Source organism: Rhodococcus erythropolis NBRC 15567 (assembly GCF_001552595.1).
GTDB classification, from domain to species: Bacteria; Actinomycetota; Actinomycetes; order Mycobacteriales; family Mycobacteriaceae; genus Rhodococcus_F; species Rhodococcus_F erythropolis.
The window spans coordinates 192,871-210,665 of the sequence record NZ_BCRM01000005.1 but is presented as its reverse complement, the minus strand read 5'-3'; the positions used below and the strand labels follow the sequence as shown (position 1 = coordinate 210,665).

Sequence of the window (17,795 nt, the reverse complement as noted above, 5' to 3'; positions counted from 1 at the left end):
AGTCGCCGCCACCGACCGACTCGGAAACGCGCAGGATGCGGGCACCGAACCGGTCGGAAGACGTCAGTTGCTCTTGTGCGCGACCGGTGCGTAGCGGTCGGCCAGTTCGCGGAACTTGCCGACCGTGTCGACGGCGTACTCACGGTCGTTGGACTGGATCGCCATCACTGCCATGTACTCGTCGTCGGGCAATTCGATGCGTGCCCAGGCGGCGCCGTCGGGGAACGAGAGTCCCTCGAACAGATCCCAGTCGACGATCTTCTCGCCCAAGATGTTTCGTACGGCGATTCCCTGCTTGCCCACCTTGACCCGGGGCCGCGTCAACATCAGTACACCGAGAGCCAGAATGGTGCCGATGCCTGCCATCGCAAGTTGGTCCGCGGCTCGGAAGTACACGCCGGTGGACCCCTGGCGGAGCAGGAGTGCAAGTGTGACGTGAACGATCACCAGGAGGACAGCAACTCCGATCGCGTATCGCGTCGACTTACGCGGTGACGCAATCAGTTCCCAGTTCTCGTTGTCGCCGGGTGTACTCATCGAAACGAATCCTCGGTCCATGGTGCTCGGAGATGGCGCAGGGTCACTGCGGTGTCCAGTGCGGCGGCGCAGGCCTGTGCGCCCTTGTCCTCGACGCTACCCGGCAGCCCCGAACGGTCAAGAGCCTGCTGCTCGGTGTCGGTGGTCAGGACACCGTTCCCCACGGGAGTGCTTTCGTCAAGCGAGACGCGTGTAAGGCCCGCGGTGACCGCGTCGCACACGTACTCGAAGTGCGGCGTGCCGCCGCGGATGACAACACCGAGAGCGACGACGGCGTCGTGCGTGCGAGCCAATGCCTGCGCAACGACCGGCAGTTCGATCGCACCGGCGACACGGACCAGTGTCACGTCCTTGATCTGTGCCTCCTGCGCGACGCGCTGCGCGCCGGCGATCAGAGCCTCGGAGATCGTCGCGTGCCACTGCCCGGCAACGATCGCCAGCTTCAGATCCTTGGCCTCGGCGATCGCGAGCTTCGGCTGACCTTCGCCGCTCACAGTGCGGTTCCCGGCTGTGCGGTGTTCTGGTTCGCCTCGTACTCGTCCAGTCCGATCAGATCGTGACCCATCCGATCGCGCTTGGTGCGCAGGTAGGTGAGGTTCTCCGCATTCGCGCGCAGCGGCATCGGAACGCGATCGGTGATCTGCAGGCCGTAGCCGTCCAGACCCACACGCTTGGCCGGGTTGTTGGTCAGCAGACGCATCGACGAGATCCCCAGATCGACGAGGATCTGCGCACCGATGCCGTAGTCGCGGGCGTCCGCCGGTAGCCCGAGTTCGAGATTGGCGTCGACTGTGTCGGAACCGGCGTCCTGGAGCTGGTAGGCCTGCAGCTTGTGCATGAGGCCGATGCCACGACCCTCGTGTCCGCGCATGTACAGGACAACGCCGCGGCCTTCCTGGGCGACCATGTCCAGTGCGGCGTCGAGCTGCGGGCCGCAATCGCACCGCAGCGAACCGAAGACGTCGCCGGTGAGGCACTCGGAGTGAACGCGGACGAGTACGTCGCTACCGTCTCCGTCGGGGCCTGCGATGTCGCCGCGCACCAGCGCAACGTGCTCGACCTCGTCGTAGATGCTGGTGTAGCCGACAGCGGTGAACTCACCGTGGCGGGTGGGGATGCGCGCCTCGGCGATGCGCAGTACGTGCTTCTCGTGCTTGCGACGCCACGCGATGAGGTCCGCGATCGAGATCAGAGCAAGGTTGTGTTCGTCGGCGAAGACTCGCAACTCGTCGGTCTGAGCCATCGCGCCTTCGTCCTTCTGGCTGACGATTTCGCAGATGACGCCGGCGGGACGCAGGTCCGCCATGCGGGCGAGGTCGACTGCAGCTTCCGTGTGGCCCGGACGACGCAGCACTCCGCCTTCCTTCGCGCGGAGCGGAACGACGTGGCCGGGACGAGTGAAATCGTTGGCACCGGATTCGGGGTTGGCGAGCAGACGCATCGTCGCAGCGCGGTCCGACGCCGAGATGCCGGTACCGATTCCCTCACGGGCGTCGACGGTCACGGTGTAGGCGGTGCCGTGCTTGTCCTGGTTGGTGGCGTACATCGGGGGCAGGCCCAGCCGATCGCAATCGTCACCGTCGAGCGGCACGCACAGGTAGCCGGAGGTGTACCTGACCATGAACGCCACCAGTTCCGGGGTGGCTTTCTCGGCGGCGAAGATGAGGTCGCCCTCGTTCTCGCGATCCTCGTCGTCCACGACGACAACAGCTTTACCTGCAGCGATATCTGCTACTGCGCGCTCGATACTGTCGAACCTGGTCACGTGCTCGCACTCCAAAGTCTTGACTTTTAACATCATCGAATACAACAAGTGCATCCGACGGATGCACTGACAACCCTACGACCAATCGGACGGGTCCGATCAGCCTGGTCCTACCGACCGGCAGAGTGAAGCCGCTCGACGTACTTGGCGATCACGTCCACCTCGAGGTTGACCGGCGTACCGACCACAGCGGTTCCGAGCGTCGTCAACTCGAGCGTTGTCGGGATCAGCGAGATCTCGAAGTACTCGAACCCGCGGTCGCCGCCCAGCGCGGAGACCGTCAGCGAGACTCCGTCGACAGTGATCGAACCCTTCTCCACCACGTATCGGGAAATGGAGTCCGGCAGTGCGATCCGCACTACCTCCCAGTTCTCGGAAGGCGAGCGGGAAATGACGTGGCCAGTTCCGTCGACGTGCCCTTGGACCAGGTGGCCGCCGAGTCGACTGTTCAGCGCCGCGGCACGCTCGAGGTTGACGCGAGAGCCGACATCCAACTTCGCCAGGCTCGAGCGGTTCAGCGTTTCCTGCATGACGTCTGCGGTGAACGAACCGTCGGCAAGCACATCGACGACCGTCAGGCACACGCCGTTGACCGCGATCGAATCGCCGTGACCGGCGTCGGAGGTGACCAGTGGCCCGCGCACCGTGAAGCGTGCAGCATCGACCAGTTCTTCCTTGGCGACAATTTCGCCGAGTTCTTCCACAATTCCTGTGAACACGCGCCCTACTCCTCGTTCCCCGGAGCAGAACTCTCCGGAACCAGACTCAACAAAATATCGGGGCCGATCGTTACCGCGGACTCCAAACGGAATCGGTGGGCGTCGGTGATGGTGTGCACTCCGGCATCGACGAGCGCGGAAGCGCCCGCGCCGAGCAGTATCGGAGCGATGTACGCCTCGATGACGTCGACATATCCGGCGGCGAGGAATGCTCCGGCCAGACGGGGCCCACCCTCGAGAAGTACGTCTGTGTACTCCCCCAACGCCTCGACTACTTCGTCGATGTTGTCGGTGTTGAGCACCAAAGTCGGTGCGGTGTCATCGAGAACGCTTGCCGTCGAAGGTATTTCACGCTTTCCGACGACGACGCGTACGGGCTGATGCGCCGCGAGTTCACCGGTGGGCTGACGCGCCGTCAGCCACGGATCATCGGCGAACACGGTGCCGGTGCCGACCACGATCGCATCGATCTGCGCCCGCTGAGCATGCACGCGCGCCCTCGCCTGCGGACCGGTGATCCACTGACTCGTTCCGTCCTCGGCAGCGCTGCGTCCGTCCAGACTGGCCGCGTACTTCCACGTGATGTGCGGGCGACCGGTGCGCTGTTTGTGCAGCCAGGCTCGCAGTGGACCAGCTTCCACCTCGGGTGCTCTCAGTCCGGCCGTGACGCTGATTCCAGCGCGCATGAGCGTCGCTGCGCCGCCGGAAGCCTCGGGATTGGGATCACCGACTGCGTAGACGACCGCCGAGACCCCGGCGTCGATCAATGCCTGCGAGCAAGGGCCGGTTCGCCCCTGGTGATTGCACGGTTCCAGTGTCACCACGGCCGTTCCACCACGTGCCGCATCGCCGGCCTCGTCGAGAGCCACGACCTCCGCGTGCGGTCCACCGGGCGGTTGTGTCATACCGACGCCCGCGATGGTGCCGTCGGCGGCGAGGATGACAGCGCCGACCGGCGGGTTGGGGCTGGTGAATCCGCGCGCAGAATCGGCTGCGGCCAGCGCGATCTGCATCGCGGCGTCAAGATCAGCCGTCGACGCCTGTCCACCCTTTGCCATCGAGCGGCTCAGACCGACAGCGTCAGGTGCGGCGACGCCGAGGCGGCCTGCGCGCGTAGCTTGCGCACCGCCTCACCGGGATCACTCGCCCCGTACACCGCCGAACCGGCGACGAAGCAGTCGATCCCTGCTTCAGCGGCCTGCTCGATCGTGGAAGCGTTGATGCCGCCGTCGATTTCGACGAGGAGCGTCAGCTCACCCGAGTCGACGAGCTTGCGAACTGCGCGTGCCTTGTCGAGCACCTGAGGCATGAAGGACTGACCACCGAATCCGGGTTCGACGCTCATGATCAGGAGGGTGTCGAAGTCCTTGAGGATTTCCAGGTAGTCGTCGATCGGGGTTCCAGGCTTGATGCTCAGCCCCGCCTTGGCACCAGCTGCACGAATATCGCGGGCAACCGAACGCGGGTCGTCGGTGGCCTCGGCGTGGAACGTGACGTTGTACGCACCGGCCTCGGCGTACGGCGGCGCCCAGCGCTCCGGATTCTCGATCATGAGATGGCAGTCGAGAGGAATGTCCGTCGCCTTCAGCAGACTCTCGACCACCGGCAGACCCAGCGTGAGATTGGGAACAAAATGCGCGTCCATCACGTCGACGTGAAGCCAGTCGGAGCCGGACACGGCAGTCGCTTCATCGGCGAGTCGAGCAAAATCTGCGGACAAAATGGACGGTGCAATCATCGGGGAAGCCACGCCGCCGAGTTTAGCTGTGACTCATCGCCGACCGTGCATGCACATCGGAGCCGGTGAAATCCGATCAGTTCTTGACGACGGTGCGGAGCTTTCGCACCTTGGCGGGCGCCTTGATCCGCCACGCATCTTCGAGCATCTCGCCCAACTGCACCTCGTCGATCAGTTCGAGGTGCACGAGGATCGATCCGTGCCCGTGATAGTGATCTGTGGTGAAGAAAGCCGCCTCGCCACTGGCGAGTAGCGCCTCCTTCTCGTCCAGACCGCACATCACGACCAAAGCGCCCTCCGCTTCGGTGCGGAGCCGCGCAAAAGTTTTACCTGCCACCTTGAGTGCCGGGGTGTTGTACGAGGTCGACTCTTCCACGGAGGGAAGAGCCGAACCCAGTACTACAACCTGTTCCCACGTAACCATGTAGGCACCATACGACTACCGATGCCCAGAAGTCATCCGATCAGGCCAGCGGCTTGCGCAAAGCGGCCATGAACATAGCGTCCGTGCCGTGTCGATGCGGCCACAACTGAACCGACGATCCGTCGCCGACGTCCGGGACACCTGGCACCAATTCCTTGGTGTCGAGTTCCACGACGCCATGACGCCGCACCGCATCGGCGACCACTGCCAGCGTTTCCGACAAGTGCGGCGAGCACGTGGAGTACAGCACCACTCCGCCGGGGCGAACCAGTTCGATTGCAGCAGCGAGCAATTCACGCTGCAACTTCACGAGCGGAGCCACATCGGACGGCTGGCGACGCCAACGTGCCTCCGGGCGCCGACGCAGCGCACCCAACCCGGTGCAGGGAGCGTCGACGAGGATGCGGTCGTATCCGGGTTCGAGCCCGGATTCGCGGCCGTCCGCCACGTGTACGTCCACGGGAAGCTCGCGAGTGGTCTTGCGAATCAACTCGGCACGGTGTTCGACCGGCTCGACGGCGTCGAGTCGACCACCTTCGATGCCGGCAAGAGCACCGAGAAGTGCCGCTTTTCCTCCTGGACCTGCACAGAGGTCGAGCCAGCGTCCGGAGTCCTCACCTTCGAGAGGAGCAATGCTGAGGGCGCGGGCAACCAGCTGACTGCCCTCGTCCTGCACTCCTGCCAGGCCTTGGCGGACCGCCTCGAGTTGTCCGGGGTCACCGCCGTCGAGATGCACGGCGTACGGCGAGTACGGCCCGATCTCGCCGCCGGTCACCAGTGCGAGCTCCTCGGCGGAGATCTCACCGGGGCGGGCGACGAGGTGCACGGCGGGGCGGGCGTCGTCGGCGATCAGGACGTCTTCGAGCTCTCCGGCTGCAGCGCCGAGCGAGTCGGCAAATACCTGCGCGATCCACAGGGGATGCGCGTGCTCGAAGGCGAGTCGGCCGACCGGGTCCTTCGGGGCTAGCAGCTCGACCCACTCGTCCTGGGTGCGTTCGGAAACACGGCGCAGGACCGCGTTGACGAATCCTGCTCGGCCCTGGCCGTTTTCGGCGCGAACGAGGTCGACCGAGGTGGCAACAGCAGCGTGCGGTGCGACACGAGTACGCAGTAGTTGGTACGAGCCGAGTCGGAGTACATCGAGCAGGGTTCCGTCGATCTCTTCGATCGGCCGACCCGCCGCATGCGCGATCACCGCATCCAGGAGGCCCTGAGCACGTGCCGCGCCGTACGCGAGTTCGGTTGCCAGCGCCGCATCGCGTGCGTCGAGTTTGCGGTCACGCAGGAGCCCGGGCAGAACCAGGTTCGCGTATGCGTCACGTTCACGGACCGCGCGCAGGACGTCGCGCGCAGCCAGGCGCGGCTGATCGAGCCCGGCGGTTGCCGGATCCGGCCGCTTGGCCTGCTTCGGCTTGGTGTTCTTGCCACCGGTTGCATTCTTGGCTCCGGGACCCTGTGTCCGCCGTGCCGGTCGTCGTGATTCGGTCACTGTGCTCGTACCTCCGCGTCGAGTCGGGCACCGCGTGCCCAGTCCCCTGCCGACATCAATTTCTTGCCCGGGGGCTGAATCTGCCCGAGTCGTACCGCGGTGGTCGCGGTACCGATGTACAGACCATCCTTGCGTACCGAGATCTCACCGACTGCCAGGGTCTCGTCCGTAACGGTGACCGGGCCGACCTTGACTCGAAGATCACCGATCATCGTCCATGCCCCAGGCGCGGGTGTGACTGCTCGGATGTGCCGGTCCACCGTGCGAGCGGGCAATTCCCACCGCACGCGGGCCGCGTCCACAGTCACCTTGGGGGCGTACGAGACGCCGTCGGCAGACTGCGGAACCGCGTTGATCTCTCCGGCCTCCAGGCCGTCGAGTACCGATTCGAGCAGGGCAGCGCCGTTTTCCGCCAGACGCCCGAGCAGGTCGCCTGCCGTATCGGTGTCGCGAATCCGCTCGGTCATCACTCCGTACACGGGGCCGGTATCCATGCCGGCTTCCAAACGGAACGCACTGGCGCCCGTCACCTCGTCACCGGCACTGATCGCAGCCTGCACCGGCGCGGCGCCGCGCCACGCCGGAAGCAGCGAGAAATGCAGATTGACCCAACCGTATTTCGGAATGTCGAGGACGTTCTGCGGCAACAGGTTTCCGTAGGCGACGACGGGTGCGCAGTCCGGTTCCAGGCGGGCGAGTTCGGCCGCGAAGTCGGGATCGGACGCCTTGACCGGTGTCAGGACCGGGATGCCGTACTCGTCGGCAAGCAGACCGATCGGCGAGCGGGTGACTTTGCGACCGCGGCCCGCCACAGCGTCCGGACGCGTGACGACGGCTACCACTTCGTGGTTGGCAGACTCGATGAGACGCCGCAGCGAAGGAACCGCGGGTTCGGGCGTTCCGGCGAACACGACGCGCATGTCAGCTCTCCCGTTTCGTTGGGCTCTTCGGACTCTGATCAGCCGATCGGCCTGTCGAACGCGGTGGACTGCAACTCACGAAAATGCTCCCGGATGTGTCGGTGGGTGGAACTGTCAGTCTAAGGACTGCGGGAGCTACGACCTACCTCGCGCCACACCGAACCACTTTCTCAGCAATTTCTTTGATCAGAACCCTGCAGATTCACCGGTCCTCGGTATTGACTGTCTCTGTCGTCGCCACTCGGCGGAGGCTGATACGGGATACACCGATCACACGGAGGAACTTAGATGGCAGGCATCGACAGTAAGTTCGACAAGGCCTACGCAGGAAAGTCCGTCGAAGAATTGGCGGACGCCCCGGTCGCGGCACTCAACGGCGTAAGCGATTCGGACGCAGAACATTTGAAGGCAGCGTTCAACATCAAGACCGTCCGCGACCTCGGAACGAACAAGTTCTTCCTGTGGGCGCAGGCCACTGCCAAGCTCGCCGAGTAAAAATCCCGACCCACGTGATCTCGGTGCTCACGAGTTAGCAGCTCACGAATTTGCAGCTCACGAATTTGCATCGATGACCACTTGCGGAATATCCGTGCCGAGCGGCACCGCGCTGCACGAAGCGTGCCGCTCGGCATCGGGGTCGAGGACCGTCCGGATGACGTCGATCACGTAGGGGTCGTACGGCATGCGGAAGTGGCCGGTCAGGTTCGACGGGCACAGATCCTGGAGGACGATGTTTTCGGCACCGGCGTCGCGGAGCGCGATGTTCGAGGACGGCTGGATCATCTCGTCGACAGTGGACCCGATAGTCGTGTAGCGCACTCCGGGTACGGTGTCGCCGCCGTCGTTGAGGGAGTTCAACGTATCCGACCCCTGCATCTGCTCGCGGACAGCTCGCGAAAAGACATCTTCGACAAAGTCTTCTCCGCCGGGGATTGCACGGACGATGGGAACCAACCCGAACATCACCCCTCCGTAGGTCGGCGAAGCCAAGCCGACCCAATGATCGACGTAGGCGTCGCCGCCCATTTTGTTGACGTAGTACCGCGTCACCGTCGCGCCTTGGGAGTAGCCGATCACGTCGACCTTGTCCGCTCCGGTCGCGGTCAGCACCTGATCGACGAAAGAACCGAACGCGGTGGCACTACCGACTATGTCACCGACGCCGTAAGTCTCGTGTGCGACGTCCCCGTCTTCTTCTTTGATCGCACCGCCGTAATTGAGGGCGAAGACGCAATAGCCGTCAGCTGCCAGTGCCGGCGACAGGGCCGCCCAATCCGCGTACGCCTCGGTGTCGGTTCCGTGGGCGAGTACAACTGGTCGGGGATGCGTGGCGGAAGGCTCACAGGCGAAATCGTTCGACCCGGCAGGTGCGGATCCTGGATGAGCATGCGCATATGCCGTGGCAACGGAACGAGTCGCCTGACCCGGACCGATGTCGAGAGGAACGTCCATCGCGTCGGCACTCGCAGACGGGAGCGTCGGTGCGGCAGCCGATATCGCCGGCGGTGCTCCGATCAGCAGCGCCACTGCTACCGAAAATGTCAGTCCCACAGACCGTTTGACGCCAGCCATTGTTCCTGCTCCTGCTCTGATCCTACGAGGGAGCTGACCGTAACACCAGAAACTTCGGGGCGCATACCCTACCGAACAGTAGGTATCCGACGTCTCAATTGCCGCCTTCATCGGCGTCATCACCGGCAAGCACTCGGTAGAGCGACTTGCGCGCCTCGACAAGCACGTCGGCTGCGGCCTTGACCTGCGCTGGTGTGCCTACAGCAGCCACTTGACCGGCCGCGCCCATCAGCTGGCCGATCAGTTCACGAAGGTCCTGCTCCGGCTCCCCTACGCTGAGACGAACGTCATCCCACGGTGCCCCGAGATCGGCGCGATGCTCCTCGACGTACGCGAGGCCTTCCTCGGTCAGCTTGGCGGTCTTGCGGCCGGCGACCTTTTCGATGATGACCAGTCCCTCGTCCTCGAGTTGGGACAGCGCGGGATAAATGGAACCCGGACTCGGCTTCCAGACGCCGCCGCTGCGCTCGACGATCTGTTGAATCAATTCGTAGCCGTGCATCGGCTCTTCCGCGATCAACAACAGAATCGCAGCGCGCACATCTCCACGACGACCGCGTCCGCCACGTCCTCGCCCGCGACCGAACTGAGCGCCCGGACCGAAGCCGGGGCCGGGTCCGCCGTCTGGACCGAAACGCCCCCGCCGATGGCCTCTGCGTGGCATGTCACCGAAGCCCGGCCGCTCGTGCGGTCGACCGCGTCGTCCACCGTCTCGATCGCCGGGACCATCGCCCGGCGCGCCGTCGTCCGTCGGCACCCACATCACAAATGGTGGCCGTTGCTCACGGCCGAAACCGCCGAAGAAACCGCGTCGGCCGAACATCCCCTCGTTCGCGAAACTTGCATCCATCGTCGAACCTCCATCACTATCGTTGATAGTTCGACGATATATCGCCATATCGGGTTGCGCAACATTTTTTGCTGCACACAAGCAGGCCTTGGAGAACTCGAAAATCAGCCGATGCGGCGTGGGTCGATCTGAATGCGGACCGGACCCGATGACTTCCGCGCACTGCGCGCGGCCCTCGCATGTGCCAGAGCGTCCGCAAGGCCGCGACCGTCCTTGCGTGGAACGCGGACCAGCATTCGCTCCGGCGCGACACCGCTCTCGTCCTCACCGGAATACGGAAGCCTCTCCCCCGCAGGCAATTCCACTGGTCCGAGTAGTACAGCACTTGCCGGCAGATCAGCTGAGTCCACCAACTCCGCAATTGCTGCGGATCCACCGTCGATCGCAGCCATGTGAACGGCCGGAGGAAAGCCGACCTCGTCCCGTTCCTCGAATTGAGATTGTGCGTGCCCCACTGGATCCCATCGGACCAACGCCTGCACCGTCGGGATACCCGAGTCTGCGACAACCACAACTTCACCGCCTTCGGACAGCGGAATCACCATGGCAGCAGCCGACATCCAGCGTCTGAGTGTTTCCTCGGCGGCGCGCAGATCGGGCCGGCCGAGCAGTGCCCAACCGTCGAGCAAGAGCGCGGCGCCGTAGCCGCCGGTCATCACCGGCTCCGCACCCACTGTCGAGACCACCAACGCGGGCCCGTGTGGCAGTTCCTTGACCACATCACCGCCCCCGGACAGAACAACTTTCACACCGGGAAACGCCCGCCCGAGTTCTTCGGCGGTCCGGCCGGCACCGACCACCACCGCGCGCAACGCTTTCGCCCCGCACGCGTGACATCGGTAGGCGGCATCGGCAACCCCGCACCAGCGGCACGCCGGTGTCCCGGCGCCGTCGGGACCTGCCGCAGCGGGAAGAGCCAGTGGGCCGTTGCACCGACGGCACCGTGCCGGGGCACGGCACTTTCCGCAGGCCAGGGTCGGTACGTACCCCCGCCGAGGCACCTGCACCAGGACTCCGTTGCCCTCACCCAGAGCGCGCCGGGCGGCCGCGAATGCAATAGCGGGCAAACGAGCCGCTCTGGCTCCCGGATCGCGGGCCAAGGCTTGATCGCTGTCGGCGAGCGCGGTGATCTTGGGTGCGTGAGCACGAACGACGTCCCGCGTAGCGACCAGATCGTGCGCCCATCCCGAGTCGACGAGTACCTGCGCTTCTGCCGTACGGGAGAACCCACCGATCACGACGGCGCACCCGGCGACGTAGCCACGCAGGACGGCAACTTCGCGGGCATGTGGATACGGCGACCGCGGCTCGGACAAGTTGTCGTCGCCGTCGTCCCAGACGACGACAAGACCGGTCTCGGGCGTCGGCGCAAAAACTGCACTGCGCGTGCCGACGACGATCCGGGCGGTCCCGTGCAGTGCAGCGAGCCACCTTCGGTATCGCATGGCCGGCCCCAGGCCTGCGGACAGACCCACCACTGCATCCGCTCCGGAGAGTTCGGTACATGCGGCGACGACGCGGTCCAGGTCGCGTTGATCGGGCACAACCAGGATCGCGGATTTACCACTTGCCGCTACAGCCCCGGCCAGTTCGGCCAGGCGCAGTGGCCAGTTTTCACCAGGCAACGCCTGCCAGACCGCACGCGGGCTTTTCGACTCGCGAATCGCGGACAGAAAGGCGTCACCGAATCTGTAGAGATGCCAACCATTTTCGATCGGTTCAGGAGCGGACGGCGGCTCGGCGGGTTCCCACGGTTCCGCCTCGACCTTCGCGTGGCGCGGCGGTACCGCCAAACGGAGAACATCGGCGCGGGTTCCGGCATAACGCTCCGCCACACGATCGACGACTTGCGCGATTTCGGCCGTCAGGACCCGCTCGGACGAGATGACGCGTTCGAGCCAGCCGAACTTCCCCTGATGGTCACTGGTGGCCTCGCGCGAGACGATGAAACCGTCCACCAGACGACCAGCGAAGCGGATGCGCACCCGGACTCCGGGCTGCGCATCCGCTTCGAGTTCACGAGGAACGAGGTAGTCGAATTCACGGTCGAGGTGAGCGAGCGGGAGCATCGGCAGCACCCGGGCGACCGGATCGACTTCTGCCGCTACTCTTTCCGCGCCCACCCGCGCCCCGTCTGTACGTCAGTGATCAGAGACCAGCTGCGCTACGCAGCTTGTCGGCACGATCGGTGCTCTCCCACGGGAGGTCGATGTCGGTGCGACCGAAGTGACCGTATGCCGCCGTCTGCGCGTAGATCGGACGCAGCAGGTCGAGGTCGCGGATGATCGCTCCCGGACGCAGGTCGAAGATCTCGGTGATCGCCTTCTGGATCCGTGCCGGATCGGTCTTCTCGGTGCCGAAGGTTTCGACGAAGAGTCCGACCGGAGCTGCCTTGCCGATGGCGTAGGCGACCTGAACCTCGATGCGGTCGGCCAGACCTGCGGCAACAGCGTTCTTGGCCACCCAACGCATGGCGTAGGCAGCGCTTCGGTCGACCTTTGACGGGTCCTTGCCGGAGAACGCGCCGCCGCCGTGGCGAGCCATTCCGCCGTAGGTGTCGACGATGATCTTGCGGCCGGTCAAACCGGCGTCACCCATCGGGCCACCGAGGACGAACTTGCCCGTCGGGTTCACCAGCAGACGAACATCGGAGGTGTCGAGATCGGTGAGGTTCACGTCGGTCAGCACCGAGTGAAGCACCTTCTCGCGAAGATCGGGCGTCAACAGGTTGTCGAGGTCGATGTCAGCGGCATGCTGGGTGGAGATGACCACGGTGTCGAGACGGACAGCCTTGTCACCGTCGTACTCGATGGTGACCTGGGTCTTGCCGTCCGGGCGCAGGTACGGCAGCACGCCGGACTTACGGACCTCGGTCAACCGGCGAGAGAGACGATGAGCCAACGCGATGGGCAGCGGCATCAGTTCCGGCGTGTCGGTGGTGGCGTAGCCGAACATCAGGCCCTGGTCGCCCGCACCCTGACGGTCGATCTCGTCGTCGCTGATTCCGTCGACGCGAGCCTCGTGCGAGTGATCGACACCCTGCGCGATCTCGGGCGACTGAGCGCCGATCGCGACGTTGACGCCACAGGAGTTACCGTCGAAGCCCTTTGCCGAGCTGTCGTAGCCGATCTCGAGGACCGTGTCGCGCACGATCTTCGGAATGTCTGCGTACGCAGTGGTCGTGACCTCGCCGGCTACGTGAACCTGGCCGGTGGTGACCAGAGTTTCGACGGCCACGCGGGCGCGCGGGTCCTGGGTGAGCAGCGCGTCGAGGATCGAGTCGCTGATCGCGTCACAGATCTTGTCCGGGTGCCCCTCGGTGACGGACTCGCTGGTGAATAGCCGACTGCCGGACTTGCTCACAGATCTCCCTCTCGACGACTGAGTTCTTGACTACAGCTTATTGAAGTATCCGAATCACCGTTCGGTGACCGTTTTGTCATGCTTTGTTAGCTGGGGGCTGAGCCGACGATAACGGTTGGACCGCCTGCGCAACACCCTTGTGCTCACCCGATTATCGTGGGGTAACTCTCACCACCGGGCGCGTGTCGCTACTCGGGGAAGAGCTTGACCAGGGCGTCGAGTACTCGACTGGCCATCAAAGCCTTGGATCCGTGCTCGAGCGCGGACTCCGAGCCGTCGGAACCGAGCAGCCAACCGTCGTTGTGATCGACCTCGAACGCCTTGCCCTCGCCGACCGCATTGACCACGAGGAGGTCGCAACCTTTGCGGGCAAGCTTGGAGCGGGCGTAACTGAGAACGTCACCATGGGCGTCACCGGTCTCTGCGGCGAATCCGACGATCACCGTTCGAGCGTCCAGATCGCCGTCACGACGCGCTTCGACGAGACCGGCGAGGATGTCGGCGTTTCTGGTGAGGCTGATCGAGTCGGGTTCGTTTGCGCCCTTCTTGATCTTGCTGCCTTCGACGGTGGTGGGGCGGAAGTCCGCGACAGCTGCAGCCATGACGACTCCGTCGTGTCCCGGTGCGTGCTTCTCCACTGCCAACCGGAGATCTTCGGCCGTCTTGATGTGCACGACGTCGACAGCGGCGGGGTCGGCAAGATCGGCCGTGTAACCGGCGATCAGCGTGACGTGAGCGCCGCGTTGGGCGGCCAGACGGGCGAGCGCGTAGCCCTGTTTGCCGGAGCTGCGATTACCGAGAAAGCGCACCGGATCGAGCGGCTCGCGAGTACCGCCGGCGGTGACCAGAATGCGGCGACCTTCCAGGTCGCGCGGCAACGCGTCCGAGCGCTCGAGGAGCAACGATGCCAACCCGACGATCTCGTCGGGTTCGGGAAGTCGACCGGCCCCGGTGTCTTTTCCGGTCAAACGCCCGGAGGCAGGTTCGATCACGTGGACGCCGCGCGAGCGCAGTGTCGCCACGTTGGACACCGTTGCGGGGTGCTCCCACATCTCGGTGTGCATTGCGGGGGCGAAGACGACCGGACAGCGTGCGGTCAACAAGGTGGCTGTCAACAGGTCGTCTGCGCGGCCCATGACAGCTCGCGCCATCAGATCAGCGGTTGCCGGCGCGATGACAACGAGATCGGCTTCCTGTCCGAGGCGGACATGCGGAACCTGCGGGACGTCGTTGAAGACGCCGGTGTGAACCGGGTTGCCGGAGAGTGCTTCGAACGTGGCGCGGCCGACGAACTCCAGAGCGGATTCGGTCGGAATCACGCGGACGTGATGACCGCTCTCGGTGAAGCTGCGGATGATCGAGCACGCTTTGTACGCGGCGATACCCCCACCGACACCGACGACAATGCGCTTACGTATCGATGTGGGCGCGTCGGACACTCCCCCGACACCCGAACGAGGTTCGGGTGCGGCAGACGTGGTGCTCACTCGCCTTCGGTGTGCTCGAGGAGATCAGCGTGGATTTCACGCAACGCGATGGACAGCGGCTTTTCCTGCAGACCGGGCTCGACCAGAGGTCCGACGTACTCGAGGATGCCGTCACCGAGCTGGTTGTAGTAGTCGTTGATCTGGCGCGCACGCTTGGCCGAGTAGATGACCAGGGCGTACTTGGAAGAGGTGCGTTCGAGCAACTCGTCGATCGGCGGGTTGGTGATGCCGAGCGGGGTGTCGTAGGCAGGCAGAGCGCCCTGACCTGCTGCGGACGCGGCTGAAGTGCTGCTCACTCTTGTGTCTCCTGAATTAGATCTTCATTGAAGAACTAGTTTTATCGATCCGGATATCTGAGAAACGGGGCGGAAATCGGTTCCCGAAGGGTACGGAATCAGTTCCCAACCAACAAGGATACCAACTCATCGCAAGCACGGCTTACATCCTCGTTCACGATGACCGTGTCGAACTCGTCCTGTGCGGCCAATTCCACTCGGGCCGTCTCGAGTCGGCGTGCCACGACGTCTTCCGTTTCGGTTCCCCGTCCGGTCAGCCGTTGCACCAGAACGTCCCAGCTCGGTGGAGCCATGAACACCAACAGAGCTTCGGGCATCGCCTGGCGGACAGCTCGTGCTCCGGCGAGATCGACCTCGACGAGTACGGGCTTTCCAGCTTCGAGCGCTTCTTCGATCGGAGCTGCGGGGGTGCCGGAGCGCTGTAGACCGCCGTGGATTTCCGCCCATTCGAGAAGTTCACCGGAGTCGATCATCCGTTGAAATTCTTCACGGGAGGTGAATCGGTAGTCCTTGCCGTCCACTTCACCGGGACGGGGATCGCGAGTGGTCGCCGAAACGCTGAAAACGAGTTCAGGCAACCGAGTTCTCAGCTCGCGAACGACGCTGGACTTACCGACAGCCGAAGGGCCGGCCAGTACAACCAGCCGACCCCTCCGCACTGCGGTCTTGCTCTCTGACACTGTTGCGTCAGCAATCATCAGACACTGCCGCGTCAGCAATCATCACTTGTCGGCTCAGGCCTCGAAGTCAAACTTGGTGAGCAGAGCCTTGCGCTGCCGATCACCGAGGCCACGAAGGCGACGGGTCGGTGCAATCTCCAGCTCGGTCATGATCTCCTGAGCCTTGACCTTGCCCACCTTGGGCAGCGCCTCGAGCAGTGCCGAAACCTTCATCTTGCCCAAGATTTCGTTGTCTTCGGCGTCCTTGAGGACCTGCTTGAGGTCGGTGCCGCCACGCTTCAGGCGCTCCTTGAGCTCAGCCCTGGCCTTGCGGGCAGCAGCTGCCTTCTCCAAAGCAGCAGCGCGCTGCTCATCAGTCAACTGGGGAAGGGCCACGGTTCCTCCGTCTCGTCGTGTGCAAATTTTGTCTATTCCGCTGATAACCAGCAGCGATAGCGACCGTACTCACGCCTGGCGCGAATTGCTAACCCACCCCCCGCGGTCCGATGCAGATCGCGGTGGGTTATGCGCGTCGAATCGATGTCACACATCGTCGCCGTTTTCGGCTGGATCGAGACGGATTCGACGCAACACGAACGTGCGTACAGTACCGAAATAGACTGTAACACAAAGCATTTCGATACATCGGGTGCGACGTCCCCATGCGTGTGTGCGAAATCGTTACCTGCGGGAATGAACGTGGTCGCCGACACATCCAAAAATTTCGAGCATTTTCGACGCCCATGCGCGTGTCGCGGCCTGTTTTCAGGTCGGCATCGACGATTTCGGATCGTCGGCATCGACCGTGTCCGGTTCGGTGCGGCTCACGCCGGGGGCGGCAAGAGCGAGCACTACCGCGAGGCTCGCCCAGAGCAATGAATTCTCCAGGACGAAGCCGACGACCGGGATATCCATGTCCGCGCCGACCCGAGGAAGCCGAAACAGCACGACCGCAGCGGTGAGGCCGATCGCGATCCAGGACCACGCGGGTACCGATCGGGTGTCTTCCCCCACGCCCGACTTGATCGGAACGAGGAGCACACCCACCGCCGGCACCAACCACACGAAGTGGTGGGTCCAGGCAATGGGAGTCACGATTGCCGCCAGCAGAGCCACCACCGTGAAACCGGCAAGATCACCTCGCAGGCGCTGAGCGCGCCGCGTCGCGACAATTCCGAGGACACCCAACACTGCACAGGCGACGAGCCATGCCGGACCCACCAGGCCCTCGGGGAGTAGCCGTAAGGCCATTCCACGCACGGACTGGTTACCGAACACAGACGGGTCACCGACCGCGACGCGCCCCGAGAGTGAGGCGATGTCACCGAAGTAGTCGATCGTCTGGCGCGGGAGAACGGCAAAGCCGAGTGCCGTGGCGCCGAGGAAGCCGGCGAGGGCGCCCGCAACCGCTTTCCAACGCCCGGTGATCACGTAGTAACCGATGTAGACGAGAGGCACCAGTTTGACGGCCCCGGCGATCCCCACCAGCACACCCTCGGGAATCCACCGTGGTCGAGCCAGCACGTCGATCAGGCACAGGAGTGTCAGGAACAACCCGACCTGCCCGTACCCGAGGTGATCGGAGATCGGCGATGCCGCCGTCCACAGGACCAGGAAACCCACGTAGACGACGACGGGCCGCCTACGTGTGAACGGGACCTCGCGATAGCTGAGCACGATGATCGCGGCCAGCATCAGGAGGCTGACGAAACTCCATCCCCACTGGACCGCACCCCAGGAACCCAAGGCGACCGGAACGGCGACGAGCGCAGCGAAGGGCGGATAAGTGAACGGCAGTCTCGCGTTGAACGACTCGTCGTACAGGTTCGAGCCGTCGAGGACGGCTTGACCTGCCGTCCGGTACACGGCGAGATCGTCGCCGTGTACGCCGGTGACGGATTGGAACCCGGTGGCGAGCAGCGCGCACGCCGCGACGAGAAGTCCGATCTGCCACCAACGATTCACCGACGGACGGT

The 17,795-nt window shown here is 64.3% G+C and carries 19 protein-coding genes; 1 reads left to right on the top strand and 18 read right to left on the bottom strand.

Features of this window, described 5'->3' with window-relative positions:
* Nucleotides 1–63: 63 nt before the first annotated feature.
* From RE4_RS10510 to fmt, 9 genes are all read right to left on the bottom strand, one after another.
* Nucleotides 64–537 (bottom strand): PH domain-containing protein, encoded by a 474-nt coding sequence (locus RE4_RS10510; RefSeq protein WP_007727982.1) that lies wholly within the window; start codon nucleotides 535–537, stop codon nucleotides 64–66.
* Complete coding sequence (gene ribH / locus RE4_RS10505; protein WP_020907710.1) at nucleotides 534–1,031, bottom strand: 6,7-dimethyl-8-ribityllumazine synthase; 498 nt, start codon at nucleotides 1,029–1,031, stop codon at nucleotides 534–536. Before ribH ends, RE4_RS10510 begins: the two co-directional genes overlap by 4 nt.
* Nucleotides 1,028–2,302 carry a bifunctional 3,4-dihydroxy-2-butanone-4-phosphate synthase/GTP cyclohydrolase II gene (locus tag RE4_RS10500; protein ID WP_003944833.1) on the bottom strand — a complete coding sequence of 425 codons (1,275 nt, stop codon included), beginning with the start codon at nucleotides 2,300–2,302 and terminating at the stop codon, nucleotides 1,028–1,030. The genes ribH and RE4_RS10500 overlap by 4 nt, the downstream gene beginning before the upstream one ends.
* Nucleotides 2,303–2,412: 110 nt before the next feature.
* The gene (locus RE4_RS10495; RefSeq protein WP_003944892.1) at nucleotides 2,413–3,021 is read right to left on the bottom strand and encodes a riboflavin synthase; all 609 of its coding nucleotides are present in this window, start codon (nucleotides 3,019–3,021) and stop codon (nucleotides 2,413–2,415) included.
* Nucleotides 3,022–3,026: 5 nt separating this feature from the next.
* The gene (ribD, locus tag RE4_RS10490; RefSeq protein ID WP_019748385.1) at nucleotides 3,027–4,079 is read right to left on the bottom strand and encodes a bifunctional diaminohydroxyphosphoribosylaminopyrimidine deaminase/5-amino-6-(5-phosphoribosylamino)uracil reductase RibD; all 1,053 of its coding nucleotides are present in this window, start codon (nucleotides 4,077–4,079) and stop codon (nucleotides 3,027–3,029) included.
* An 8-nt stretch (nucleotides 4,080–4,087) separates the two neighbouring features.
* Nucleotides 4,088–4,771: a ribulose-phosphate 3-epimerase gene (gene rpe / locus RE4_RS10485; RefSeq protein WP_019748384.1), complete on the bottom strand. Its 684-nt coding sequence runs from the start codon at nucleotides 4,769–4,771 to the stop codon at nucleotides 4,088–4,090.
* Nucleotides 4,772–4,835: 64 nt separating this feature from the next.
* Nucleotides 4,836–5,183, bottom strand: a complete 348-nt coding sequence (locus RE4_RS10480) for an MmcQ/YjbR family DNA-binding protein (RefSeq protein ID WP_019748383.1) — start codon at nucleotides 5,181–5,183, stop codon at nucleotides 4,836–4,838.
* A gap of 40 nt (nucleotides 5,184–5,223) precedes the next feature.
* Nucleotides 5,224–6,672, bottom strand: a complete 1,449-nt coding sequence (locus RE4_RS10475) for an RsmB/NOP family class I SAM-dependent RNA methyltransferase (protein WP_019748382.1) — start codon at nucleotides 6,670–6,672, stop codon at nucleotides 5,224–5,226.
* Nucleotides 6,669–7,592 carry a methionyl-tRNA formyltransferase gene (gene fmt / locus RE4_RS10470; RefSeq protein ID WP_047888348.1) on the bottom strand — a complete coding sequence of 308 codons (924 nt, stop codon included), beginning with the start codon at nucleotides 7,590–7,592 and terminating at the stop codon, nucleotides 6,669–6,671. Before fmt ends, RE4_RS10475 begins: the two co-directional genes overlap by 4 nt.
* A 288-nt stretch (nucleotides 7,593–7,880) precedes the next feature.
* Between fmt and RE4_RS10465 the strand changes: the two genes are divergently transcribed.
* Complete coding sequence (locus RE4_RS10465; RefSeq protein WP_003944900.1) at nucleotides 7,881–8,087, top strand: hypothetical protein; 207 nt, start codon at nucleotides 7,881–7,883, stop codon at nucleotides 8,085–8,087.
* A 57-nt stretch (nucleotides 8,088–8,144) separates the two neighbouring features.
* On the opposite strand, the gene RE4_RS10460 is transcribed toward RE4_RS10465, so the two are convergent.
* From RE4_RS10460 to RE4_RS10420, 9 genes are all read right to left on the bottom strand, one after another.
* On the bottom strand, nucleotides 8,145–9,164 hold the full coding sequence (locus RE4_RS10460) for an esterase/lipase family protein (RefSeq protein WP_060938545.1): 1,020 nt from the start codon (nucleotides 9,162–9,164) through the stop codon (nucleotides 8,145–8,147).
* 94 nt (nucleotides 9,165–9,258) lie between these two features.
* Nucleotides 9,259–9,927 (bottom strand): PadR family transcriptional regulator, encoded by a 669-nt coding sequence (locus tag RE4_RS31570; RefSeq protein ID WP_370671296.1) that lies wholly within the window; start codon nucleotides 9,925–9,927, stop codon nucleotides 9,259–9,261.
* Between the two features lie 191 nt (nucleotides 9,928–10,118).
* Nucleotides 10,119–12,137: a primosomal protein N' gene (locus RE4_RS10450; protein WP_081098339.1), complete on the bottom strand. Its 2,019-nt coding sequence runs from the start codon at nucleotides 12,135–12,137 to the stop codon at nucleotides 10,119–10,121.
* A gap of 25 nt (nucleotides 12,138–12,162) precedes the next feature.
* Nucleotides 12,163–13,377: a methionine adenosyltransferase gene (gene metK / locus RE4_RS10445; protein WP_003944827.1), complete on the bottom strand. Its 1,215-nt coding sequence runs from the start codon at nucleotides 13,375–13,377 to the stop codon at nucleotides 12,163–12,165.
* 188 nt (nucleotides 13,378–13,565) lie between these two features.
* Nucleotides 13,566–14,864, bottom strand: coding sequence for a bifunctional phosphopantothenoylcysteine decarboxylase/phosphopantothenate--cysteine ligase CoaBC (coaBC, locus tag RE4_RS10440; protein WP_020969581.1), 1,299 nt, complete (start codon nucleotides 14,862–14,864; stop codon nucleotides 13,566–13,568).
* Nucleotides 14,861–15,160: a DNA-directed RNA polymerase subunit omega gene (gene rpoZ, locus RE4_RS10435; protein WP_003944996.1), complete on the bottom strand. Its 300-nt coding sequence runs from the start codon at nucleotides 15,158–15,160 to the stop codon at nucleotides 14,861–14,863. The genes coaBC and rpoZ overlap by 4 nt, the downstream gene beginning before the upstream one ends.
* Before the next feature lie 98 nt (nucleotides 15,161–15,258).
* Nucleotides 15,259–15,858 (bottom strand): guanylate kinase, encoded by a 600-nt coding sequence (gene gmk / locus RE4_RS10430; RefSeq protein ID WP_029255329.1) that lies wholly within the window; start codon nucleotides 15,856–15,858, stop codon nucleotides 15,259–15,261.
* Nucleotides 15,859–15,894: 36 nt separating this feature from the next.
* Nucleotides 15,895–16,215 (bottom strand): integration host factor, actinobacterial type, encoded by a 321-nt coding sequence (mihF, locus tag RE4_RS10425; protein ID WP_003944825.1) that lies wholly within the window; start codon nucleotides 16,213–16,215, stop codon nucleotides 15,895–15,897.
* Nucleotides 16,216–16,584: 369 nt separating this feature from the next.
* A complete protein-coding gene (locus RE4_RS10420) occupies nucleotides 16,585–17,784 on the bottom strand; it encodes a glycosyltransferase 87 family protein (RefSeq protein WP_232816752.1) in 1,200 nt (399 codons plus the stop codon).
* Between the last annotated feature and the right edge of the window lie 11 nt (nucleotides 17,785–17,795).

Excerpts from the sequence above, each read along its gene's own strand:
- RE4_RS10510 (WP_007727982.1), bottom strand. The coding sequence starts at position 537 with ATGAGTACACCCGGCGACAACGAGAACTGGGAACTGATTGCGTCACCG.
- ribD (WP_019748385.1), bottom strand. The coding sequence starts at position 4,079 with ATGGCAAAGGGTGGACAGGCGTCGACGGCTGATCTTGACGCCGCGATG.
- RE4_RS10480 (WP_019748383.1), bottom strand. The coding sequence starts at position 5,183 with ATGGTTACGTGGGAACAGGTTGTAGTACTGGGTTCGGCTCTTCCCTCC.
- fmt (WP_047888348.1), bottom strand. The coding sequence starts at position 7,592 with ATGCGCGTCGTGTTCGCCGGAACGCCCGAACCCGCGGTTCCTTCGCTG.
- RE4_RS10465 (WP_003944900.1), top strand. The coding sequence starts at position 7,881 with ATGGCAGGCATCGACAGTAAGTTCGACAAGGCCTACGCAGGAAAGTCC.
- RE4_RS10460 (WP_060938545.1), bottom strand. The coding sequence starts at position 9,164 with ATGGCTGGCGTCAAACGGTCTGTGGGACTGACATTTTCGGTAGCAGTG.
- RE4_RS31570 (WP_370671296.1), bottom strand. The coding sequence starts at position 9,927 with ATGTGGGTGCCGACGGACGACGGCGCGCCGGGCGATGGTCCCGGCGAT.
- gmk (WP_029255329.1), bottom strand. The coding sequence starts at position 15,858 with ATGATTGCTGACGCAACAGTGTCAGAGAGCAAGACCGCAGTGCGGAGG.